Here is a 22,589-nt window from a genome sequence, read left to right as displayed (position 1 = left end):
GCACCTCGGGCGTTGAACGAGGTGTGGGCCGGATGCCGACCGGCAACCGGCCCGGATGCCCCCCGCGCATGGAGAGCGGCCCAAAGACTTCCGCATGGACGCGGAAGCACTTTTATTTCGTTAGCCACAAGCCGCGGCGGTTGCGATATCGTGACGACTGTTTCCCTGGTCAATACACGGTGTCGCGGCATGGCCCTGGGTCCGGCCGGCCCGAAGCGAACACTCGCGCAGGCCGATGACGCAAACGAGTTCGAAGGTTTCGTGCGATCGCAGCGCGACGGACTCGTGCGCTTCCTGCAGCGCCGGACCCGTTCGGCCGACGATGCCGAGGACCTGGCCCAGGAAAGCCTCACGCGGCTGATCCGCTATCGCGGCTATGCACCGGACACCTGGTCCGGCCTGCTCTACCGGATCGCGGTGAATGCGCTGCACGATCGCGGCCGGCGTGCGGCCAGCCGTTTCGATGCCCTGCACGTGAGTCTGGACGAAGAGACGGTCGAGCTGGCCGCGAGCGAGCCGTCGCACGAGCAGCGCACCGCCTCCGAACAGGAGCTGGCTGCCTTGCAGCGTGCGCTGCTGCGCCTGCCCGACCGCTGTCGCCAGATCTACCTGCTCAACCGGATCGAAGGAATGAGTTACACCGAGATCGCCGAACACTGCGGGATCAGCGTGAAGGCGGTGGAGAAGCACATCAGCCGGGCCCTGCGCCTGCTGCGCGAGCGCCTGGGCGCATATCACACGGAGGTCAGGCCATGAATCGGCGAGCCACGGAACACGCAACCCCCGACTTTCCGAACAGCGCCGAGGACTGGCTGGCCCGGCTGCATTCGCCGGCCCGCAGCCCGCAGGACGAGGATGCCTTCGAGCGCTGGCGGTCGGCCAACCCCGAGCACGCTGCCGCCTACGCGGAGGTGGAGTACCTGCACCGTAATGCAGCGCTGCTCGGCGGCGACCCGATGCTGCGCGCGGTGGCACGCGCCGCAAGACGTGACTTCAGCCGGCGCCGGGCGGCCCGGCCGCCCCGGCGCGCCTGGTGGCTGGTCGCCGGCATCGCCGCCAGCCTGCTGGTTGCGGTCAGCATCGTGCAGATCATGACCGACCGACCGGACCTGGGCGGGCAGACCTACGCCGCCGGCGTGGGCCTGCCGCGCGCGGTCACCCTCGCGGATGGCACCGAAGTAGCGCTGGATGCGGAAACCAGCCTGGTCGCACGCTTCGACGGTCACCGGCGCGAGGTGATCCTCCGCAACGGCCGCGCCCAGTTCCATGTGGCGCACGACCCCGCCCGCCCGTTCATGGTGGTGGTCGACGGCAACCTGGTCCGCGATATCGGCACCACGTTCCAGGTCAGCCGCAGCGCCGACGGCGTCACCGTCGGCCTGCTGGAAGGGCGTGTCTCGGTCAGCCGCGATGCGGTCGGACATGCCTGGGTCAGCGACCTGAAGCCCGCCGAGCAACTGCACATCGACACCACCGGGCAGGCCGGCCCGGTCACCCCGCTGGACGTGGACGCAGCGCGCGGCTGGACCCGGGGTGAGTTCAATTTCAGCGAGCAGCGCCTGGACGAGCTGCTGCGGGCCATGAACCGATACTCGCAGACCCAGCTGCGCCTGGGCGATCCGTCGTTGGCCGGGCTCAAGGTCAGCGGCCGTTTCCACGCGGGCGACCAGCAGGCCCTGGCCGAGGCGCTCGCCCAGGGCTGGAAGCTGCGCGCCGTGCGCACCGGTGCGAAGGAACTCACCCTGCTGCCGCCTGCCGAGCCACGCTGAACGGCATGCCCTCGCGCCAGTCTGCGCCCGCCGCGCCGCTTCGCCGGTCCGTCGCAGTCGCGCTGGCGCTCATGCTTGGCATAGCCTGCGTAGGAGCGCACGGCCAGGGAGCGACCCGGCACTACCAGTTGCCTGCGGGCACGCTCGACCAGTCCCTGCGTGCGCTGGCCCGCAGCGGAAACATCCAGCTGCTGTATCCGCCGGAGTTGACCGCCCATCGCCGGGCCGGGCCGCTGGAGGGCGACTTCACGCCAGCCGATGCCCTGGCCGAACTGCTGCGCGGCAGCGGCCTGGAGGCGCAGCGGGTCACGGCGGACACCTTCGTGCTCCGGCTTCCCGCGGCACGAACGGCGCCTGCGCTGCCCGTGGGGCGCGCGCTCCCGGCGGTCCCCCTGCAGGACGTTCCGGTACCGCTGCTGCCGGTGGAAGTGACCGGCACGCATCTGCGCCGCACCGAGGTGGAGACAGCCTCGCCACTCACCGTCATCACCCGCCAGCAGATCGAGCGGAGCGGCTACCAGACGCTGTTCGAACTGCTGCGCGCCCAGCCGGGCGTGCGGGTAAACAATGCCCCGGTGGCGATGACCGACAACGCGCTGTATCAGGCCAACGGGTTGTCCGGGGCCACGGGCGCCGCGGCGGTCGACCTGCACGGGCTGGGGGCCACCGCCACGCTGTTCCTCGTCGATGGCCAGCGCATGGCCGGCTACGGCCTGGCGCAGGGCGAGTTCGCCCTGGTCAACGACCTGGAGAGCATCCCGCTGCCCTTGGTCGAGCGGATCGAGGTACTGCGCGACGGCGCGTCGGCGATCTACGGTTCCGACGCCATGGCGGGCGTGGTCAACATCATCCTGCGCAAGCAGTTCCAGGGCGTCGCGGTGGATGCCAATACCGGCATCTCCTCCCGTGGCGACGCCGCCCAGCACCGCGGCACGATCAGCGCCGGCACGGCATTCGGCCACGGCGGACACGTGATCCTGGGACTGGACTACCTCAAGCGATCGCCGCTGCTCGGCCGGGACCGTGCCTGGGCGCGCAACTCCGGCGAGGACAGCAACGGCTACTACTACTTCGACGGTGGCCAGATCGGCTACGACAGCCAGGGCGGCGGCTGCACCCGCACGTCGCTGGACGGCCCGTGCGTCAACACCTCCGGCCCGGTCACCACGCTGCAGACACAACTGGACAGCCGCTCGCTGCTCGCCCACATCGATCACCCGCTCGGCTCGCTGCGGGCCTACGCCGATCTGCGCTGGAACATGGTGCGCCAGCACCAGCAGACCGGCCCGGCCACCGAGCAGATCGGGTTCTACGATCCGGCAGCGCCGCAGGACACGCAGGTGGTCAACTACGCGTTCAGCGACGTCGGGCCGATCCGCGATTTCACCCAATCGCGCAGCACCCAGGTGAGTGTCGGTCTCCGCGGCACGCCGGGCGACTGGGCTTGGGATCTGCGCCTGGACAGCCAGCACAATGCCGGAACCGACCGGGCACAGGGCCTGCTGCGCTCCAGCGTGCTCGATCAGGCGCTGGCCGATGGCAGCTACCAGCCAGGAGGGCAGAACGATGCGGCCGTGCTGGCGGCGCTGGCACCCACGCTGATGCGCTCTGGCCACACCAGCCAGACCGGCTTCAGCCTGCGCACCGACGGCCCGCTGGCCGAGTGGCGGGAGGGCAGCATCGGGTTGGCCGCGGGCATTGAGGGCTACCGCGAAAAGCTGGAAGACCAACCAGACCCGCTGCTTATCTCCAACGACGTGTTCCAGTTCCAGCCGCCGTACGTGCGGCGCGGCGACCGCTGGATCTCCGCCGCCTACGTCGAGCTGGAAACACCGCTGGCCAGGGGACTGACCATGAACCTGGCCAGCCGCGCCGACCACAGCGGCGGGTTCGGCTGGGCCTTCTCCCCGAAGCTGGGGCTGAAGTGGGACCTGACCGAGAGCGTCAGTCTGCGCGGCACCCTCGCGCGAGGCTATCGTGCACCGACGCTGCCCGAACTGGACCGACCTCAGGCGCTGCTCCCCACCGGCGTGCGGGTGGAAGTCCCGAACAGCCTGCTGCCGTGCCAGAGCCCGGCGGCGACCTCTCCGGGCTACTCGTTGTGCACCCTTCGACTGGACAGCGTGAGCAACCCGGCGCTGCAGCCCGAACGCTCGCGCAGCCTCACCCTGGGCGTGGTGTGGGCGCCGACTCCGGCCCTGGGCGTGGCACTGGATGTCTACCAGGTCGATCGCCGGAACGAGATCCGGCCGCTGCCGGTGTCCTACGCGCTGGACCACCCGGATGCCTATCCGGAGCTGTTCCGCCGCAACGACAAGGGCGTGCTGTACGCGTTCGACCAGCAACTGGTGAACCTGGGCAGGACCATGGTGCGTTCGTTCGACCTGGACGCGCGCTACCGGCTGGATACCACGCGCCACGGCAGCCTCGCCTTCAGCCTCGGCGTGGACTGGCTCTCCAAGCTGCGGCGGCAGATCGAGCCCGGCGCAACACCGCAGTCCTACGACGGCTACGCGGACCAGCCCAAGGCGACCGCGCTGGCCGGCATCGAATGGACGCTGCGCAACTGGGTGGCCACCGCCAATCTGCGCTACACCGGGCACTACGCCTTCCAGTCCAGCGCCGACAGCCCGCTCGCCTGCCCCCAGGTCTTGCGCGATGCCGGGCATTGCGACACGCCGGCCTTCACCCTGCTCGACCTCAACCTCGAGTACGGCGGCGTTCCCCACTGGCGCTTCGGCCTGAACATCCACAACGCCCTGGATCACCAGCCGGTCTATTACGGCCGCCCTTCGCTCGCCTACAGCCCTTCATTCGACGACGTGGTCGGCCGATACTTCCTCTTGAGCGTCCACTACCAGCGCTGACCATGGCGCCGGCATGGTTGCAAATGCACCTGTTGACGCCGCCACAAATCCGCCCGTAGTGTCCAAACCATGTCGATCGACAACGCCCCCGCCAGTCTTCGCCCCGCTCGCCTCCCCGGCGTGGCGTGCTGCGCCGGCGGGCGCTGCGTCGACACCCCCTGTGTCGCCACCATTACCACCACGACCATTACTACCCGGTCCGGGTGGGTGTCCGTGCGCGACTAGTTTCATCACACGCAACGGCCCCGCCCTCGATGAGGCGGGCCGGCATCCATACCGACACGCCAGCGAGCACGGGCCTCATCCGGAGGCTTACCGTGAATTCCTGTGCACCCCAGCTGCTCGAACACCCCAAACCGCTGCCGTCGGCGTTTGCGCCGGCGGCCCCGGTCTCCCGTTGCCGCGAGTTGGCCGTCGGCGTGATCGGCCCCGGCCGCGTCGGCAGCGCCCTGCTCGACCAGTTGCGGGCCGCGCAGCCGCGGCTGCAGCGCGAGGGCCGCGTGCGGTTGCGCCTGTGCGGCGTGGTCGCCAGCAAGCGCATGTGGCTGGACTGCGACGACGCCGAGTTGAACAGCCGCCACGGCGGTGCGCAGGTCTGGCGGCCCAATGACCTCGATGCCTTCGCCGCCCACGTGCGCGGCGTCGAGCCGCGCGACGCACTGCTGATCGACTGCAGCGCCAGCGATGCGGTGGCCTCCCGTTATCCCGCCTGGCTGGCCGCCGGCCTGCACGTGGTCACCCCGAACAAGCTGGCCGGCAGCGGTGCACTTGAGCGCTGGCAGGCGATCCGCGCCGCCAGCGCCGCCAGCGGCGCGCGCTTTCGCTACGAGGCGACCGTCTGCGCCGGCCTGCCGGTGGTGCAGACGCTGCGCGACCTGCTCGACACGGGCGACGAGCTGATCGCCGCCGAAGGCATGTTCTCCGGCACCCTGGCCTGGCTGTGCAACCGCCACGACGGCTCGCGGCCGTTCTCGGCGCTGGTACACGAGGCCCACGCGCTGGGCTACACCGAACCGGACCCGCGCGACGACCTGTCCGGCATGGACGTGGCGCGCAAGCTGGTGATCCTGGCGCGCGAGGCGGGCTGGGCGCTGTCGCTGGACGACGTGGCGGTGGAGAGCCTGGTCCCTGCCGCGCTGGCATCGCTGTCGCGCGACGACTTCCTGGAGCGGATGGAAGAACTCGATGCACCAATGGCCGCGCGGCTCGCCGAGGCGCGGGCAGAAGGCGGCGTGCTGCGTCATGTCGCCCACCTGGATGCCCGCGGCCGTGCCAGCGTCCGGCTGGCTGTGTTGCCGGCGGACCACGCCTTCGCCCATTCGCGGCTGACCGACAATGTGGTGCAGTTCACCACCCGTCGCTACTGCGATAATCCGCTGCTGGTGCAGGGCCCGGGCGCCGGTCCCGAGGTCACCGCCGCCGGCATCTTCGCCGACCTGCTGCGCATCGCCGAATCGCTCGAGGTGCGCGCATGAATGCCCAACTGCGAGACCGCATGAGCCAAGCTCCGCAACGCGCCCTCCATGCCTATGCTTTCGCGCCCGCCTGCGTGGGCAATGTCGGCGTGGGCTTCGACATCCTCGGCCACTCGATGGCCGGTGCCGGCGATCGCGCCGAAGTACGCCGCATCGACGAGCCGGTGGTGCGCATCGCCGCGATCGAGGGTGTGGTCACCGAGCTTCCGCGGGATCCACAGCGCAATACGGCCGGCATGGCGCTGATCTCCCTGCGCCGCGCACTGAGCCTGCATCATGGCTTCGAGCTGACCCTGCACAAGGGCATCGCACTGGGTTCGGGCATGGCCGGCTCGGCGGCCTCTTGCGTCGCCGCGCTGATCGCCGCCAACGCCCTGCTGGAGCGGCCGCTGCCGCCCGAGTCGCTGTACGAGTTCGCGCTGGACGGCGAGGCCGTGGCCAGCGGCAGCCGCCACGGCGACAACATCGGTCCGATGCTGCTGGGTGGACTGGTGCTCGCCACCCACGACCGGCTGGTGCGCATCCCGGTGCCGGCCAACTGGCACTGCGCCCTGGTCCATCCGCACTTCGTGCTGGAAACGCGCAAGGCGCGCGCCGCGCTGGCCGGCGACTACCCGCTGGGCAGCTTCGTGCAGCAGAGCGCCAACCTCTCGCTGGTGCTGGCCGGCTGCTACCGCGGCGAGGCGGCGCTGGTGCGCGAAGGCCTGAAGGATGTGCTGGTCGAACCGCGCCGCGCACCGCTGGTGCCGAACTTTGCGCGGGTGAAGCAGGCGGCGATGGACCACCGCGCGATGGGTGCCAGCATTTCCGGCGCAGGTCCCAGCGTGTTCGGCTGGTACGAGCAGCGCGCCGATGCGGAAAAGGCAGCCGCTGCCATGCGCGGCGCCTTTGCCGAGGCGGGGCTGGACAGCGATGCCTTCGTCGCTCCCGTCGATGGCCCCGCCGCCTGCGTGCTCGACTCCCTCGACGCCGGGGTCGATGCATGAGCGAGGCGTTGCGTTATGTCAGCACGCGAGGTGGCTGTCCCGCCGTGGGACTGAGCGCGGCCATCGCCGCCGGACTGGCGCCGGACGGCGGCCTGTACGTACCGCAGACGATGCCCCGGCGGGACATCGCGGACTTCGATCCAGCCGGCACGCTGGCCGACACCGCCGCCACCCTGCTCGCTCCCTTCTTCGCCGGCGATCCGCTGGCCGACGCGCTGCCGGGGATCTGCGCCGAAGCACTGGATTTCCCGGTACCGCACCGCACGCTGCCGGCCGACGGCGCCCACGTGCTGGAGCTGTTCCATGGCCCCACCGCCGCATTCAAGGACATCGGCGCGCGCTTTCTCGCCGCCTGCCTGGTGCGCCTGCCGCGGGCCGACACGCGTCCGCTGACCATCCTCGTCGCCACCTCCGGCGACACCGGGGCGGCGGTCGGTGCCGCCTTCCACGGTCGCCCGGGCGTGCGCGTGGTGATCCTGTATCCGGACGGCAAGGTCTCGCCGCGGCAGGCGCACCAGCTCGGCTGCTTCGGCGACAACGTGACCGCCCTGCGCGTGGCTGGCCGATTCGACGACTGCCAGCGCATGGTCAAGGCGGCGCTCAATGACGCCTTGCTGCAGGCCGCGGTGCCGCTTTCCTCGGCCAACAGCATCAGCCTCGGCCGCCTGCTGCCGCAGATGAGCTACTACGCGCATGCCGCGCTGGGCTGGTGGCGGAAGCGCGAGCAGCCGCTCGACCTGATCGTGCCCACCGGCAACCTGGGCAATGCGCTGGCCGCGCTGTGGGTGCGCGCACTGGGCCTGCCGGTCGGCCGGGTGCGGCTGGCCTGCAACGCCAACGCGACGCTGCCCGAGTTCCTCGCCGGTGCCGACTACCGCCCGCGCGAGGCGGTGGCGACCATCGCCAACGCGATGGACGTGGGTGCGCCAAGCAACGTCGAGCGGCTGCGCTGGACCTTCGACGACGCGACCCTGCGCCGCGGGCTGCCGGCCACCAGCGTCGCCGATGCAGCGATCCGGGACACCATCGCCCGCCACGCCCGCGAGCATGGCGAGGTGTTCTGCCCACATACCGCCACGGCCATGCAGGTGCTCGACACGCTGCGGGCGGCAGACGACCGCGATGACTGGACCGTGGTCGCCACCGCCCATCCGGCCAAGTTCGAGAGCGTGGTGGAGCCGCTGGTGGGCCATCCGGTCGCAGTGCCGCCAGCCCTGGCGGCCATGCTGGCCCGCCCGTCGCGAGCCGATGCCCTGGTCGCCGACGACGGCGCGCTGAAGGCCTGGTTGGAGTCGGCGCCACGCTGATCCGTACCCGTGCGAACGGAACTGTGGCGATGCGTCACAACGCGTCGTTGCGACGCTCCGTGGCAACCGGGGGCCGTATCCATGGTACAGCGGGAAGAGAAACGCAGATCCATGCGGATTGCGCGGAATCCTTGTGCACCAAGGCCTGGATGGCATTCACGATTGGCCATCTGGACGTCCGAATGAAATTTTTCGCTTGGATTCACATGAAACTGTTGACGCGGCCTTTTCCGCTGCCCTAAGGTCGATCGCATGTCGCAGCGCAACAGCCATCACAGCCTCGCCCTGAGCCGTCGTCCCACGACGGTCGGCGACCCGCTGCTGGCCGGCGGCACCCTGCTTCTTATTGGCCTTGTACTCGTACTCCTCATTACCAGCGGAGGTGCGGGCTAGCGGCTGCGTCCCAGGCAAAAGGAAACACACCTGAGACCCCCCAAGACCCCGCACCGACAACGGAGCGGGGTTTTTTTTGTCCTGCGTTCCGCCCCCTCCCGGAGATCCCGATGAACCGCGACAACGACGTAGCCGTAGCCTCCCCCGACGATGCCGACCGCGTACGCATCTTCGACACCACCTTGCGCGACGGCGAGCAGGCGCCCGGCTTCTCGATGGACCGCCGCGCCAAGCTGCGCATGGCGCAGGCGCTGGAGGCGCTGGGCGTGGACATCCTCGAAGCCGGCTTCCCGCAGGCTTCGCCGGACGATTTCGCCGCCGTCGCGGAGATCGCCCGCACGCTGAAGTCCACCACCGTCTGCGGCCTGGCCCGTTGCCAGCCGGGCGACATCGACACCACCGGCCGCGCGCTGGAGAAGGCGCAGCGCTCGCGTATCCACGTGTTCCTGTCCACCAGCCCGCTGCACCGCGAGCACAAGCTGCGCATGAGCCGGAGCCAAGTGCTCGATGCCGCCGTCGCCGCCGTCGAGCGCGCACGCCAGCTCTGCCATGAAGTCGAGTTCTCCGCCGAAGACGCCCTTCGCACCGAGCCCGACTTCCTGGCCGAGGTGTTCAGTGCCGCCGTCGCCGCCGGTGCCACCACGCTCAACGCGCCGGATACCGTGGGCTACACCACGCCGGCGGAGATCGCCGAGCTGTTCGGCTACCTGCGCCAGCATGTGCGCGGCGCGGACCAGGTGGTGTTCTCCAGCCACTGCCACGACGACCTCGGCATGGCCGTGGCCAACTCGATGGCGGCGATCGGCGCCGGCGCACGCCAGGTGGAGTGCACCATCAACGGCATCGGCGAACGTGCCGGCAACGCCGCGCTGGAAGAGATCGTGATGGCGCTGAAGGTGCGCAAGCCCTACTTCGGCGTCGACACGCGCATCGACACCCGCAAGCTCTACCCGACCTCGCGCCTGCTGGCCCAGCTGACCGGCCAGCCGGTGCCGCGCAACAAGGCGATCGTCGGCGAGAACGCCTTCGCGCACGAGTCGGGCATCCACCAGCACGGCATGCTCAAGCACCGCGGCACCTACGAGATCATGCGCCCGCAGGACGTCGGCATCGGCGAGACCCGGCTGGTGCTGGGCAAGCACTCCGGCCGCGCCGCGCTGCGCCAGCGGCTGGAATCGCTGGGCCATACGCCCGACGAAGCGGCGATGGACGCGATCTTCGCCCGCTTCAAGACGCTGGCCGACAAGAAGCGCGAGGTGCACGACGAGGACCTGGAAGCCATCGCGCTGGGCCAGGATCCGGAGGCCACCGGTCCCTGGAACATCGTGCAGCTCAACAGCACCACCCACCTGGGCAGCGCGTCGGCCTCGGTGAAGTTGGCGCATGACGACGGCCACGAGGTCAGCGAGGCGGCGATCGGCGACGGCCCGGTCGATGCCGTGCTGCGCGCGATCGAGCGCGCCACCGGTCACGCCGTGGAACTGACCGACTTCAGCGTGCGCGCGGTGAGCGAGGGCGGCGACGCCCAGGGCCAGGCCCAGCTCACCGCCCGCCATGCCGACCGCGCCTGGCGCGGCCACGGCATCAGCACGGACATCGTCGAGGCCACCGCGCTCGCCGCGCTGGCCATCGTCAACCGCATCGAACGCCAGCAGCCGGTCCGCGAACCGGCCGCCGTCGCCCACCTGTGAACCCGCCCATGCCGCACCCAGCTACCGCACGGAGCCACCGATGAGTACGCCCTTCCTCTGGCACAACGGCCGCATCAAGCCCTGGGCCGACGCCACCGTCCATGTCACCACCCATGCGCTGCACTACGGCTCGTCGGTGTTCGAGGGCGAGCGCGTCTACGCCACGCCACAGGGACCGGCCTATTTCCGCCTGGCCGACCACACCCGCCGCCTGTTCGAGTCGGCGCGCGTGTACGACATCGACATCGGCTTCAGCGAGGAGGAGATCAACGCCGCCTGCCTGGAGGTGATCCGCGCCAACCGCATGCGCGCGGCCTACGTGCGGCCGATCGTGTTCCGCGGCGCGGGCGGTCTCGGCGTGCTGCCGAAGGACGGCTCGCCGGTGGACGTGGCGATCATGGCGATGGAATGGGGCGCCTACCTGGGCGATGCCCGCGAGAAAGGCGCCAACGTCTGCGTGTCCTCCTGGCACCGGCCGGCGCCGAACACCCTGCCGAGCTGGGCCAAGGCCGGCGGCAACTACCTGTCCAGCCAGCTGATCGCCGCCGAGGCGCGTCGCGGTGGCTACGACGAGGGCATCGCGCTGGGCCACAACGGCCTGCTCAGCGAAGGCGCCGGCGAGAACCTGTTCCTGGTCAGGAAAGGGAAGCTGCTCACCCCGCCATCCAGCGCCGGCATCCTCGCCGGCATCACCCGCGATTCGGTGATGACTCTGGCCGAAGACCTGGGCCTGACGGTGGAAGAGCGCGACCTGCCGCGCGAGGCGCTGTACTCGGCCGACGAAGTGTTCATGACCGGCACCGCCGCCGAGATCACCCCGGTGCGCTCGGTCGACCGCAAGCCGGTCGGCGCCGGCGAGCCCGGCCCGATCACCCGCGCGCTGCAGCAGCGCTTCTTCGGCCTGTTCGACGGCAGCACCGAGGATCGCTGGGGCTGGCTGGAAGTGGTGCCCGCATCGACGGCCGAGGAGATCGCCGCATGAGCGCGCGCACCCTGTTCGAGAAACTGTGGGATGCGCATCTGGTGGCGCCGGAATCGGCCGACACCCCGGCGATCCTCTACATCGACCTGCACCTGGTGCACGAGGTGACCTCGCCGCAGGCGTTCGACGAGCTGCGCGGCCGCGGCCTGCCGCTGCGCCGTCCCGACCGCACCCTGGCCACGCTGGACCACTCCACCCCGACCCTGCCACCCGGCGCCGACGGCGAGCGTCCCTACGCCAACGCCGAGGCGAAAGCGCAGGTCGCCAAGCTGGAAGCAAACTGCGCCGAGTTCGGCATCGAGCTGCACGGCTGGGACAGCCGCGACCGCGGCATCGTGCACGTGATCGGCCCGGAACTGGGCGCCACCCAGCCGGGCATGACCATCGTCTGCGGCGACAGCCACACCTCCACCCACGGCGCGTTCGGCGCGCTGGCGTTCGGCATCGGCACCACCGAGGTCGGCCACGTGATGGCCACCCAGTGCCTGCTGCAGCGCAAGCCGAAGACACTGGCGATCCACGTCGACGGCGCCCTGCCCAAGGGCGTGGGCGCGAAGGACCTGATCCTGCACATCATCGGCAAGATCGGCGTGGACGGCGGCACCGGCCACGTCATCGAGTACCGCGGTCCGGCGATCGAGGCGCTCTCGATGGAAGAGCGCATGACCGTCTGCAACATGTCGATCGAGGCGGGCGCGCGCGCCGGCCTGATCGCCCCGGACGAGACCACCTTCGCCTGGCTGAAGGGCCGCCCGCACGCGCCGCAGGGTGCGGCCTGGGACGCCGCCGTCGCCGCCTGGCGCCAACTGCCCAGCGACGCCGGCGCGCGTTACGACCGCGAAGTGCGCATCGACGCCAGCCAGATCCGTCCGACCGTCACCTACGGCACCCACCCGGGCATGGCGATCGCCATGGACACGCCGGTGCCGGCACCGCGCAATGCGGTCGAGCAGCGTGCGCTGGACTACATGCAGGCCCAGCCGGGCCACGCCATGCAGGGTACGCCGGTGGACGTGGTGTTCGTCGGCAGCTGTACCAACTCGCGCTTGTCCGACCTGCGCGAAGCGGCCGAGGTGCTGCGCGGTCGCCGCGTCGCCGACGGCGTGCGCATGCTGGTGGTGCCGGGTTCCGAAGCGGTGCGCCGCGACGCCGAGCGCGAAGGCCTGCATGAGGTGTTCCTCGACGCCGGCGCCGAGTGGCGGGTGCCGGGCTGCTCGATGTGCATCGCCATGAACGGCGACCTGGCACAGCCGGGCCAACTGGTCGTGAGCACTTCCAATCGCAACTTCGAAGGCCGCCAGGGCAAGGGCGCGCGCACGGTGCTGGCCAGCCCGGCCACCGCGGCCGCCTCGGCCGTGGCCGGGCACATCGCCGATCCGCGCGGCTACATGAACCAGGAGCAGGCCGCATGAAGCCCGTCACCCGCATCCACTCGCGCACCGCCGTGCTGGCGGACGAGAACATCGACACCGACCGCATCATCCCGGCGCGCTTCCTCACCACCACCACCCGCGAAGGGCTGGGCAAGCGCTGCTTCAACGACTGGCGCTACCAGGCCGACGGCAGCGACAACCCGGCGTTCCCGCTGAACCGGCCGGAAGCCCGTGGCTGCGCGATCCTGGTCGCCGGGCGCAACTTCGGCTGCGGCTCCTCGCGCGAGCACGCGCCATGGGCATTGCTCGACTACGGCATCCAGGCGGTGCTGTGCAGCGAGATCGCGGACATCTTCCGCAACAACGCGCTGAAGAACGGCCTGCTCGCCATCGTGGTGTCCGAAGCCGAGCACCGCTGGCTGCTCGAGCACCCCGGCGTGGAGCTGGCCATCGACGTGCGCGAGCAGCACATCAGCCTGCCCGACGGCGGCCGCATCCGCTTCCAGCTCGAACCTTTCGCCCGCCACTGCCTGCTGGAGGGGGTCGACCAGCTCGGCTTCCTGCTGCAGCGCGCCGAGGCCATCACCCGCTACGAACTCCAGCACGAGGAACACGCTGCATGAAGGCGCATATCGTCACCCTGCCCGGCGACGGCGTCGGCCCCGAGGTCACCGCCGCTGCCGTGGCCGTGCTGCAGGCCGTGGCCGAGCACTACGACCACCAGTTCACGTTTGAAGAGCACCTGATCGGCGGCTGCGCCATCGACGCCAGCGGCGAGCCACTGCCGGCCGCCTCGCTGGAGGCCTGCAAGAAGGCCGACGCGGTGCTGCTGGGCGCGGTCGGCGGGCCGAAATGGTCCGACCCGAACGCCAAGGTCCGCCCGGAACAGGGCCTGCTGGCGCTGCGCGCGGCACTCGGCGTCTACGCCAACCTGCGCCCGCTGCAGGTGCACCCGGCGCTGGCCAACCTGTCGCCGCTGAAGAACGAGAAGCTCAAGGACGTCGACGTGCTGTTCGTGCGCGAGCTCACCGGCGGCGCCTACTTCGGCGCCAAGACGCGCACCGCCGACGCCGCCACCGACGAGTGCAGGTACACCGAGGCCGAGATCGAACGCGTGGTGCGCCGCGCCTTCGCGCTGGCCCGCGAGCGCCGCCACCACCTGACCTCGGTCGACAAGGCCAATGTGCTGGAGACCTCGCGCCTGTGGCGCAACGTCGTGCAGCGGATCGCGCCGGAGTACCGCGACGTCAAGGTCGAGCACCAGCTGGTCGACTCGATGGCGATGCTGCTGCTGACCCAGCCGGGCCGCTACGACGTGGTGGTCACCGAGAACCTGTTCGGCGACATCCTCACCGACGAGGCCGCCGCGCTGGCCGGTTCGCTCGGCCTGCTGCCGTCCGCTTCGCTGGGTGACGGCAAGCGCGGCCTGTACGAGCCGATCCACGGCTCGGCGCCGGACATCGCCGGCCAGGGCGTGGCCAATCCCACCGGCGCGATGCTCTCCGCCGCGATGCTGCTGCGCCATTCGCTGGGCCTGGAGGAAGAGGCCCAGTGCGTGGAGGCGGCGGTGTCCCACGTGCTGGCCCACGGCCCGCGGACCCGCGACGTCGGTGGCCAGGGCAATACCGCCGCGGTGCGCGACGCCGTGCTGATGGCGGTGGAGGACCACGCCAGCACCCACCACGCCTTCTTCGCCGGCGGCCGCGCATGCGGTTGATCCCGGCTCACGCTTGCTTTCCCCGCGCGTCCGCGACCGGTCCCTGTCACGTGTGCGGCGACACCTCCCCGGCGCCCGCACTCGCCGGCCGGGAGGCGCGGGGAAGCTTTTCTATCCGTTCCACGGGAGCAACAGATGCGCAGTGACGTGATGAAAACCGGCCCCGATCGCGCACCGGCACGCGCGATGATGCGGGCCACGGGCCTGGACGACGAAGCGATCGCCAAGCCGCTGGTGGCGATCGTGCACACCTGGTCGAACGTCAGCCCGTGCAACCTCAACCTGCGCGAACTGGCCGACGCGGCCACCGCCGGCGTGCGCGCCGCGGGCGGCACGCCGATCGAGTTCAACACCATCGCGATCACCGACGGCATGGCGATGGGCACGCCCGGCATGCGCGCCTCGCTGGTCAGCCGCGAGGTGATCACCGACTCGATCGAGCTGGCCGTGGACGGCCATTCGCTCGACGCGATGGTGGTGCTGTGCGGCTGCGACAAGACCATCCCGGCCGCGGCGATGGCGCTGGCGCGGCTGAACATCCCCGGCGTGGCGCTGTACGGCGGCACCATCGCCCACGGCAACCACGACAACCATCCGATCACCATCCAGCAGGTATTCGAGGCGGTCGGCGCGCACGGCGCGGGAAAGATCGACGACGCGGAGCTGACCTCGGTCGAGCGCGATGCCTGCCCCGGTGCCGGCGCCTGTGGCGGCCAGTTCACCGCCAACACCATGGCGATGGTGCTGACCACGCTGGGCCTGTCGCCGATGGGCTTCAACGACATCCCGGCGACCCATCCGGCCAAGCAGCAGGCGGCCTACCGCTGCGGCGAGCTGGTGATGGAATGCCTGAAGGCCAACCGGCGTCCGTCCGACCTGCTCAGCCGTACCGCGTTCCAGAACGCCGCACGCATGGTCGCCGCCACCGCCGGCTCCACCAACGCGGTGCTGCACCTGCTGGCGATCGCCCGCGAGGCCGGCGTGGAGTGGAGCATCGAGGATTTCGAGCCGGCCTCGGTGCACACCCCGGTGATCGCCGACCTGCTGCCCGGCGGCCGCTACACCGCGGTGGAGATGTTCGGTGCCGGCGGCGCCGCTCGCGTGGCGCAGGAGCTGATCGCCGCCGGCATGCTCGCCGACACGCCGACCGTCACCGGCCGCTCGCTGTTCGCCGAGGCCGAGGCCGCCCCGCGCGCCGACGATCAGGATGTGATCCACCCGGTGAGCGCACCGCTGAAGCCGCGCGGCGGCTACTCGATCCTCTACGGCAACCTCGCCCCCGAGGGCTGCATCCTCAAGCTGGCCGGCAAGACCGGCACCCAGTTCGAGGGCCCGGCCCGCGTGTTCGAGAGCGAGGAGGCCGCGTTCGCCGCCGTGCAGTCCGGCGGCATCGCCAAGGGCGACGTCATCGTGATCCGCAACGAGGGTCCGGCCGGCGGCCCCGGCATGCGCGAGATGCTCGGCGTCACCGCCGCGCTGGTCGGTCGCGGCCTGGGCAACGACGTCGCGCTGATCACCGATGGCCGCTTCTCCGGCGCCACCCACGGTTTCATGGTCGGGCACATCGCGCCGGAAGCGGCCCGTGGCGGACCGATCGCGCTGCTCCGGGACGGCGACCGCATCGTCATCGACGGCGAGACACGCGAGCTGCGCACCACCGCCGACCTCGACGCCCGCCGCGCCGGCTGGACACCCGCACCCCCGAAGGTCACCCACGGCGCCCTGGCCAAGTACGCCCGGCTGGTCGGCTCCGCTTCCGACGGCGCGATCACCCGCGCCTATGCCCCATCCACCTCGGCCGTACCGGCGGCCAAAGCTTCCGAAGAACACACCCAAGGAGTCACCGCATGAGCACGAACAACGACAACCTCCTCGCCCAGGGCCGCATCGCCGTGCTCGGCTACGGCAGCCAGGGCCGCGCACATGCGCTGAACCTGCGCGACTCCGGCCTCGACGTGGTGGTCGGGCTGCGTCCGAACGGACCGACCTGGCACAAGGCCAAGGCCGAGGGCTTCACCGTGGTCGAGCCGGGCGAGGCGGTAAAGGGCGCCGACCTGGTCGCGGTGCTGACCCCGGACATGGTGCAGCCGACGCTGTACACCGAGTCGATCGAGCCGAACATCAAGCCCGGTGCCGCCCTGCTGTTCGCGCACGGCTTCAACGTGCACTTCGGCCAGATCACCCCGCGCAAGGACATCGACGTGATCCTGGTCGCGCCGAAGGGCCCCGGCGCGCTGGTGCGCACCGAGTACGAGCGCGGCCGCGGCGTGCCGAGCATCTGGGCGGTCTACCAGGACGTCAGCGGCCAGGCCGAGGCCAAGGCCCACGCCTACGCCGACGGCATCGGCGGCGGCCGCGCCCTGCTGATCAAGACCGACTTCAAGGAAGAGACCGAGACCGACCTGTTCGGCGAGCAGGCCGTGCTCTGCGGCGGCGCCAGCGAACTGGTGAAGGCCGGCTTCGAGACCCTGGTGGAAGCCGGTTACCAGCCGGAGATCGCCTACTACGAGGTGATGCACGAGCTGAAGCTGATCGTCGACCTGTTCTACGAAGGCGGCCTCACCAAGATGCTGCAGTTCATCTCCGAGACCGCCCAGTACGGCGACTACGTCAGCGGCCCGCGCGTCATCGACGCCGGCGTGAAGGCGCGCATGAAGGACGTGCTCACCGACATCCAGAACGGCACCTTCGCCAAGAACTGGACCGAGGAATACAAGGCCGGCCTGCCGAACTACAAGAAGCTCAAGCAGGCCGACCTCGACCATCCGATCGAGAAGGTCGGTGCCGCGCTGCGCGCCCGCATGCCCTGGCTGCAGACCGGCAACGCGCAGCCCGCCGCCGCACCGCTGAAGAAGGCCGGCTGAGGCCGGCGACCGACCGGTCGCGCGTGATCGCGCGTGACCGGACCGAACGCAACGCTCGAGGAACCGTCCCGTGAACCTGCAGACCGTGAAGTCCGATCCCGCGCCGATCCTGCCGCCGCCCGGCGTGCACCCGCTCGCCGGCACCCCGATGACCGGCGCCGAGATCGTGGTGCAGGTACTCGCCGACGAGGGCGCGGACGTGCTGTTCGGCTACTCCGGCGGCGCGATCCTGCCGGTGTACGACGCGGTGTTCCGCTACAACGCCGAGCACCCGCGCGAAGACGGCCGCGATGCAATGCCGCTGATCGTGCCGGCCAACGAGCAGGGCGCGGGCTTCATGGCCGCCGGCTACGCCCGCGCGTCGGGCAAGGTCGGCGTGGCCGTGGTCACCTCCGGCCCCGGCGCCACCAACACGGTGACGCCGGTGCGCGACTCGATGGCCGACTCGATCCCGATGGTGGTGATCTGCGGCCAGGTGCCCACCGCGGCGATCGGCAGCGATGCGTTCCAGGAGGCGCCGATCAGCAGCATCATGAGTGCCTGCGCCAAGCACGTGTTCCTGGTCACCGAGCCGGCGCGGCTGGAATCGACCCTGCGCACCGCCTTCGAGCTGGCCCGCAGCGGCCGCCCCGGCCCGGTGGTGGTGGACATCCCCAAGGACGTGCAGAACGCCGCGCTGACCTTCCAGGGCGAGGGTCAGCTGGCGATCCCCGGCTACCGGGCACGGATGCGCGCGGTGGAACAGGCCCACCTCACCGATGCCGACTGCGCCGCCTTCTTCGCCGCGCTGGGGCAGGCGAAGCGGCCGCTGATCTACGCCGGCGGCGGCATCATCGCCGCGGAAGCTGCCGAGGCATTGCGCGCCTTCGCCGAAGCCTTCGGCCTGCCGGTCACCACCACCCTGATGGGCATCGGCGCGGTCGACACCACCTCGCCGCTGGCCTTGCACATGTTGGGCATGCACGGCACCGCCTACGCCAACTACGCGGTAGAGGACTGCGACTTCGTGCTGGCGCTGGGCGCCCGCTTCGACGACCGTGTCGCGGGCGTGCCGGGCAAGTTCGCTCCCCGCGCGCGCTTCATCGCCCAGATCGACATCGATCCGGCCGAGATCGGCAAGGTGAAGGCGGTGCACTGGCATCACTGCGGTCCGCTGGTGCGCACGCTGGACCGGCTGCGCCGCTACGGCAAGGCGCAGGGGTTCCGGCCGCAGGCCGACGGCCGTTATGCGGCGTGGCACCGGCACGTGGCCGAGCTCAAGCGTGTGCATGCGATGAACTACGACCGCGCCAGCGCGATGATCCAGCCGTATGCGGTGATCGAGGCGATCAACCGCATCACCGACGGCCGCGCGATCATCGCCACCGGCGTCGGCCAGCACCAGATGTGGGCCGCGCAGTACTTCGACTTCCGCGGACCGCGGCAGTGGCTCACCTCCGGCTCGATGGGCACGATGGGCTTCGGCCTGCCGGCGGCGATCGGCGCGCAGTTCGCGCGGCCGGACGCGCTGGTGATCGACATCGACGGCGACGCCAGCATCCGCATGAACTTCGGCGAGCTGGAAACGGTGACCACCTATGGCCTGCCACTGAAGGTGGTGGTGTTCAACAACGCCGGCGACGGCATGGTGCGGCAGTGGCAGAAGCTGTTCTTCGAGAGCCGCTTCGCCTCATCCGACAAGACCCTGCACACCAAGGACTTCGTCAAGGCCGCGCAGGCCGACGGCTTCGCCTGGGCGCAGCGGCTGGACCAGCCGAGCGACATCGAGCACGTGGTCGCCGACTTCCTGGCCTTCGAGGGCCCGGCCTTCCTCGAGGTGATCATCGATCCGGATGCCGGCGTCTACCCGATGGTCGGCCCCGGCATGACCTACGCGCAGATGATCACCGGCGAACACATCGCCTCGCGCACGCCACCGAAGGCCGCCGACGGCTCGCCTGCGGACATGTTCTGACGCTGGCTCCACGCTGGCCCGACCCGATACCAAAGATGAAACACACGCTATCGATCCTGCTGCAGAACGAATCCGGCGCGCTGGTGCGCGTCGCCGGGCTGTTTTCGTCGCGCGGCTACAACATCGACTCGCTCAACGTGGCGCCGACCGCCGACATCGAGGTGTCGCGGCTGACCCTGGTCACCCACGGCGGCGGCGATTCGATCGACCAGATCCTCAAGCAGGCGCGCAAACTGGTGGACGTGATCGAGGCGGTGGAACTGCCCTCGCCGATGGCGGTTGCGTCCGATCCGGCCGCCGGCGCGTGAACGCGATGGGCGACGACGGCCTCGACCTGCTGCGCCGCGTGCTCACCGCGCGCGTGTACGAGGTCGCACGCGAGTCCGAGCTCGATCCGGCCCCGGCCCTGTCGCGGCGGCTCGGCAACCGCGTGCTGCTCAAGCGCGAGGACAACCAGCCGGTGTTCTCGTTCAAGCTGCGCGGCGCCTACAACAAGATGGTCCACCTCGACGCACTGGCGCGCGCGCGGGGCGTGATCGCCGCGTCCGCCGGCAACCATGCCCAGGGCGTCGCGCTGGCTGCGGCGCGGCTGGGCGTGCGCGCCACCATCGTGATGCCGCAGACCGCGCCGCAGGTGAAGGTGGATGCGGTGCGCGCGATCGGTGGCACGACGGTCGAGGTGGTGCTCGCCGGCGACTCCTACAGCGAGGCGCAGGCCGAGGCCGCCCGCCTGCAGGCCGAACATGGCTACACCCTGGTGCACCCGTTCGACGACCCGGACGTGATCGCCGGCCAGGGCACCGTGGGCATGGAGATCCTGCGCCAGCACGCCGGCCCGCTGCACGCGATCTTCGTGCCGGTCGGCGGCGGCGGCCTGCTCTCCGGCGTGGCGGCCTTCGTCAAGGCGGTGCGACCGGAGGTGAAGGTGATCGGCGTGCAGAGCACGGCGGCGAACGCGATGGCCCGGTCGCTGGCCGCCGACGAGCGGGTGCAACTGGACGAGGTCGGCCTGTTCGCCGACGGCACCGCGGTGAAGCAGGTCGGCGTGCTCACCTTCGCGATCTGCCGGCAATTCGTCGACGACATGATCTGCGTGGATACCGATGCGATCTGCGCGGCGATCAAGGACGTGTTCGCCGACACCCGCACCGTGCCCGAACCCTCCGGGGCGCTGGCCATCGCCGGCCTGAAACAGTACGTCGCCGCGCACGGCCTCAAGGACCAGACGCTGGTGGCGGTGTGCTCCGGCGCCAACATGAATTTCGACCGGCTCAGCTTCGTCGCCGAGCGTGCCGAGGTGGGCGAGCGGCGCGAGGCGCTGTTCGCAGTCACCATCCCGGAGGAACGCGGCAGCTTCCGCCGCTTCTGCGAAGTGCTGGGTGGGCACAGCCTGACCGAATTCAACTATCGCATCGGCGACACCCGCGAAGCACATCTGTTCGTCGGGGTGCGCACCGGCGGGCGCGAGGAGAGCGAGGCGCTGGCGCGCGCCTTCCGCGCGCAAGGCTTCGGTGTGCTGGACCTGAGCGACGACGAGCTGGCCAAGCTGCACCTCAGACACATGGTCGGCGGCCGCTCGCCGCTGGCGCAGGACGAGCGGCTGTACCGCTTCGACTTCCCCGAGCGCCCCGGCGCGCTGCTGCGCTTCCTGGCGCAGCTGCATCCGGACTGGAACGTCAGCCTGTTCCACTACCGCAACCAGGGCGCCGACCACGGCCAGATCCTGGTCGGCCTGCAGGTGCCGCCGGCCGAGCGCGCCCTGTTCGCACGCTTCCTCGCCACGCTCGGCTATCCGCACCGCGACGAGAGCGCCAACCCGGCCTACCGCCTGCTGCTGTGCGAGGCACCGGCAGGGACCCGGGCCGAGGCGTTGCGCGCGATCTGAGGCGTGTCGTGGCTCAGAACAGGTCGACGCTGCCGGCGGTCACGTCCCCGTCCAGCGCGCCACGGGCGCGCAGGTCCTCGTAGCTGAAGACCTGGTTGCGGCCGCTGTTCTTGGCGAAGTAGAGCGCCTTGTCGGCGCGGTCCAGCACGGTGGCCGGATAGTCGTGCGGGCCGATCACCGCGAAGCCCACGCTCACGGTCACCTGGCCGACCTGCGGAAACTCATGATCCTGCACCCGCGTGCGGAAACGCTGCAGGGCGGCAGTGGCCGCTTCCCGGTCGATCGCGGACATCAGCACCACGAACTCCTCGCCGCCGAAGCGGAACAGCGCGTCGCCGTGGCGGAAGCTGGCGCGCATCTGCTGGGCGATCATCAGGATCACCTCGTCACCGTAGAGGTGACCCCAGGTGTCGTTGATCCGCTTGAAGTGATCGATGTCGAGGATCGCCAGCCAGGTCTGTCCCGCCTGCTCGCCCTCGCGGGGGCGCGTGCCATGGAGCTGCCGCTGCAGGTGGCGATCGAAGCTGCGGCGGTTGTAAAGGCCGGTGAGCTTGTCGCGTTCGCTCTCGTCGAGCAGACCCACGTAGTTGGCGTAGATGCGGGCGAAGCCCTCCACCAGCGGCCGCAGCATTTCCAGCGGATGCTCGGACTCCAGCATCAGTGCGCCGATCATCCGGCCATCGTGGCGGATCGGCACCAGCATCCCGTAACCGCCGTCGCGCAGGCGCACGCAACCGCCGTCACGCTCGCCCTGTTGCAGCAGCAGATCGGTGGAGGCGTCCGCCGACCGCGGCACCAGATCGATGTTGAAGCGACCCAGCGCGTTGCGGGAACAGCGCACCAGGCTCTCCTGCGGTCCGCTGCGCTCGCCCGCGCGCTTGTACAGGGTCACCGTGCGCGCGTCGGCCAGCTCGGCCAGCGACAGTGTGAGACTGTGGTCCAGCGCCTCGGTGTCGCGCTGGTGGGTGAAATGCGCCACCGAGTCCACCAGGCGTGCCTGCGTGGCCTCGCCCCCGGACACCCAACCCGGCACCTCCACGGAACGTGACGGCACGGAATCGACGGTGGCGACTGGATCGATGGACACGAGACTCCCGGACTCGGACGGCGTTCGGGCACCCTCCCCGGGCACCCGGCATCGGGTGATGCCAGTGGGGTGGTTATCGACGCGATGCGCAACAACTTGAGGTGGCCACGCCGGTAACGCGACCTCGGACGAGGCGTCCCGCCGGCCCTGCGCGCTAGACTTCGCCGATGGCACCGACCTCGCGCAAACGCCCCCGCCGCCCCGCACCACCCTCGCCGGCCGCCCGGAACCGACCGGCG

At 70.4% G+C, this 22,589-nt stretch carries 18 protein-coding genes; 17 read left to right on the top strand and 1 reads right to left on the bottom strand.

Annotated features, from left to right (window positions below; all coding sequences use genetic code 11):
* Positions 1-189 precede the first annotated feature (189 nt).
* From ATSB10_RS15270 to ilvA, 17 genes are all read left to right on the top strand, one after another.
* Positions 190-756: an RNA polymerase sigma factor gene (locus tag ATSB10_RS15270; RefSeq protein ID WP_083966249.1), complete on the top strand. Its 567-nt coding sequence runs from the start codon at positions 190-192 to the stop codon at positions 754-756.
* Entirely contained in the window at positions 753-1,769 is a 1,017-nt protein-coding gene (locus tag ATSB10_RS15265) for a FecR family protein (RefSeq protein WP_063673599.1), read from the top strand. The genes ATSB10_RS15270 and ATSB10_RS15265 overlap by 4 nt, the downstream gene beginning before the upstream one ends.
* 71 nt (positions 1,770-1,840) lie before the next feature.
* Positions 1,841-4,636: a TonB-dependent receptor gene (locus tag ATSB10_RS15260; RefSeq protein WP_169816723.1), complete on the top strand. Its 2,796-nt coding sequence runs from the start codon at positions 1,841-1,843 to the stop codon at positions 4,634-4,636.
* 317 nt (positions 4,637-4,953) lie between these two features.
* On the top strand, positions 4,954-6,111 hold the full coding sequence (locus ATSB10_RS15255) for a homoserine dehydrogenase family protein (RefSeq protein WP_063673597.1): 1,158 nt from the start codon (positions 4,954-4,956) through the stop codon (positions 6,109-6,111).
* Complete coding sequence (locus ATSB10_RS15250; RefSeq protein ID WP_063673596.1) at positions 6,108-7,097, top strand: homoserine kinase; 990 nt, start codon at positions 6,108-6,110, stop codon at positions 7,095-7,097. The genes ATSB10_RS15255 and ATSB10_RS15250 overlap by 4 nt, the downstream gene beginning before the upstream one ends.
* Complete coding sequence (gene thrC, locus ATSB10_RS15245) at positions 7,094-8,404, top strand: threonine synthase (RefSeq protein WP_205631062.1); 1,311 nt, start codon at positions 7,094-7,096, stop codon at positions 8,402-8,404. The genes ATSB10_RS15250 and thrC overlap by 4 nt, the downstream gene beginning before the upstream one ends.
* A 252-nt stretch (positions 8,405-8,656) precedes the next feature.
* Positions 8,657-8,797, top strand: coding sequence for a hypothetical protein (locus ATSB10_RS19450; RefSeq protein ID WP_157469295.1), 141 nt, complete (start codon positions 8,657-8,659; stop codon positions 8,795-8,797).
* A gap of 110 nt (positions 8,798-8,907) precedes the next feature.
* The gene (locus ATSB10_RS15240) at positions 8,908-10,488 is read left to right on the top strand and encodes a 2-isopropylmalate synthase (RefSeq protein ID WP_063673595.1); all 1,581 of its coding nucleotides are present in this window, start codon (positions 8,908-8,910) and stop codon (positions 10,486-10,488) included.
* Positions 10,489-10,528: 40 nt separating this feature from the next.
* A complete protein-coding gene (locus tag ATSB10_RS15235; RefSeq protein WP_063673594.1) occupies positions 10,529-11,470 on the top strand; it encodes a branched-chain amino acid transaminase in 942 nt (313 codons plus the stop codon).
* Entirely contained in the window at positions 11,467-12,882 is a 1,416-nt protein-coding gene (leuC, locus tag ATSB10_RS15230; RefSeq protein WP_063673593.1) for a 3-isopropylmalate dehydratase large subunit, read from the top strand. Before ATSB10_RS15235 ends, leuC begins: the two co-directional genes overlap by 4 nt.
* On the top strand, positions 12,879-13,466 hold the full coding sequence (gene leuD / locus ATSB10_RS15225) for a 3-isopropylmalate dehydratase small subunit (protein ID WP_063673592.1): 588 nt from the start codon (positions 12,879-12,881) through the stop codon (positions 13,464-13,466). The genes leuC and leuD overlap by 4 nt, the downstream gene beginning before the upstream one ends.
* Positions 13,463-14,560 (top strand): 3-isopropylmalate dehydrogenase, encoded by a 1,098-nt coding sequence (gene leuB, locus ATSB10_RS15220; protein WP_063673591.1) that lies wholly within the window; start codon positions 13,463-13,465, stop codon positions 14,558-14,560. The genes leuD and leuB overlap by 4 nt, the downstream gene beginning before the upstream one ends.
* Positions 14,561-14,695: 135 nt before the next feature.
* A complete protein-coding gene (gene ilvD / locus ATSB10_RS15215; protein ID WP_063673590.1) occupies positions 14,696-16,411 on the top strand; it encodes a dihydroxy-acid dehydratase in 1,716 nt (571 codons plus the stop codon).
* On the top strand, positions 16,408-17,424 hold the full coding sequence (ilvC, locus tag ATSB10_RS15210; RefSeq protein ID WP_063673589.1) for a ketol-acid reductoisomerase: 1,017 nt from the start codon (positions 16,408-16,410) through the stop codon (positions 17,422-17,424). Before ilvD ends, ilvC begins: the two co-directional genes overlap by 4 nt.
* A 148-nt stretch (positions 17,425-17,572) precedes the next feature.
* Positions 17,573-19,378, top strand: coding sequence for a biosynthetic-type acetolactate synthase large subunit (gene ilvB, locus ATSB10_RS15205; RefSeq protein ID WP_236886560.1), 1,806 nt, complete (start codon positions 17,573-17,575; stop codon positions 19,376-19,378).
* Between the two features lie 35 nt (positions 19,379-19,413).
* Complete coding sequence (gene ilvN, locus ATSB10_RS15200) at positions 19,414-19,686, top strand: acetolactate synthase small subunit (RefSeq protein WP_063673587.1); 273 nt, start codon at positions 19,414-19,416, stop codon at positions 19,684-19,686.
* Between the two features lie 5 nt (positions 19,687-19,691).
* Positions 19,692-21,263, top strand: coding sequence for a threonine ammonia-lyase, biosynthetic (ilvA, locus tag ATSB10_RS15195; protein ID WP_157469293.1), 1,572 nt, complete (start codon positions 19,692-19,694; stop codon positions 21,261-21,263).
* Between the two features lie 13 nt (positions 21,264-21,276).
* On the opposite strand, the gene ATSB10_RS15190 is transcribed toward ilvA, so the two are convergent.
* A complete protein-coding gene (locus ATSB10_RS15190; RefSeq protein ID WP_083966247.1) occupies positions 21,277-22,350 on the bottom strand; it encodes a GGDEF domain-containing protein in 1,074 nt (357 codons plus the stop codon).
* Positions 22,351-22,589: the final 239 nt, after the last annotated feature.

This window comes from Dyella thiooxydans (assembly GCF_001641285.1).
In the GTDB taxonomy this organism is placed as follows: Bacteria; Pseudomonadota; Gammaproteobacteria; order Xanthomonadales; family Rhodanobacteraceae; genus Dyella_A; species Dyella_A thiooxydans.
Note: the sequence above shows the minus strand (reverse complement) of the source record. Positions and strands in the feature narration are given on the sequence as shown.

Bases quoted from the DNA above. Each gene is read 5' to 3' on its own strand.
- leuD (WP_063673592.1), top strand. From the start codon at position 12,879: ATGAAGCCCGTCACCCGCATCCACTCGCGCACCGCCGTGCTGGCGGAC.
- ilvA (WP_157469293.1), top strand. From the start codon at position 19,692: ATGGGCGACGACGGCCTCGACCTGCTGCGCCGCGTGCTCACCGCGCGC.
- ilvN (WP_063673587.1), top strand. From the start codon at position 19,414: ATGAAACACACGCTATCGATCCTGCTGCAGAACGAATCCGGCGCGCTG.
- ATSB10_RS19450 (WP_157469295.1), top strand. From the start codon at position 8,657: ATGTCGCAGCGCAACAGCCATCACAGCCTCGCCCTGAGCCGTCGTCCC.
- ATSB10_RS15265 (WP_063673599.1), top strand. From the start codon at position 753: ATGAATCGGCGAGCCACGGAACACGCAACCCCCGACTTTCCGAACAGC.
- ilvD (WP_063673590.1), top strand. From the start codon at position 14,696: ATGCGCAGTGACGTGATGAAAACCGGCCCCGATCGCGCACCGGCACGC.
- ATSB10_RS15235 (WP_063673594.1), top strand. From the start codon at position 10,529: ATGAGTACGCCCTTCCTCTGGCACAACGGCCGCATCAAGCCCTGGGCC.
- ATSB10_RS15250 (WP_063673596.1), top strand. From the start codon at position 6,108: ATGAATGCCCAACTGCGAGACCGCATGAGCCAAGCTCCGCAACGCGCC.
- ATSB10_RS15260 (WP_169816723.1), top strand. From the start codon at position 1,841: ATGCTTGGCATAGCCTGCGTAGGAGCGCACGGCCAGGGAGCGACCCGG.
- ATSB10_RS15240 (WP_063673595.1), top strand. From the start codon at position 8,908: ATGAACCGCGACAACGACGTAGCCGTAGCCTCCCCCGACGATGCCGAC.
- thrC (WP_205631062.1), top strand. From the start codon at position 7,094: ATGAGCGAGGCGTTGCGTTATGTCAGCACGCGAGGTGGCTGTCCCGCC.
- leuC (WP_063673593.1), top strand. From the start codon at position 11,467: ATGAGCGCGCGCACCCTGTTCGAGAAACTGTGGGATGCGCATCTGGTG.
- ilvB (WP_236886560.1), top strand. From the start codon at position 17,573: ATGACCGGCGCCGAGATCGTGGTGCAGGTACTCGCCGACGAGGGCGCG.
- leuB (WP_063673591.1), top strand. From the start codon at position 13,463: ATGAAGGCGCATATCGTCACCCTGCCCGGCGACGGCGTCGGCCCCGAG.
- ATSB10_RS15270 (WP_083966249.1), top strand. From the start codon at position 190: ATGGCCCTGGGTCCGGCCGGCCCGAAGCGAACACTCGCGCAGGCCGAT.
- ilvC (WP_063673589.1), top strand. From the start codon at position 16,408: ATGAGCACGAACAACGACAACCTCCTCGCCCAGGGCCGCATCGCCGTG.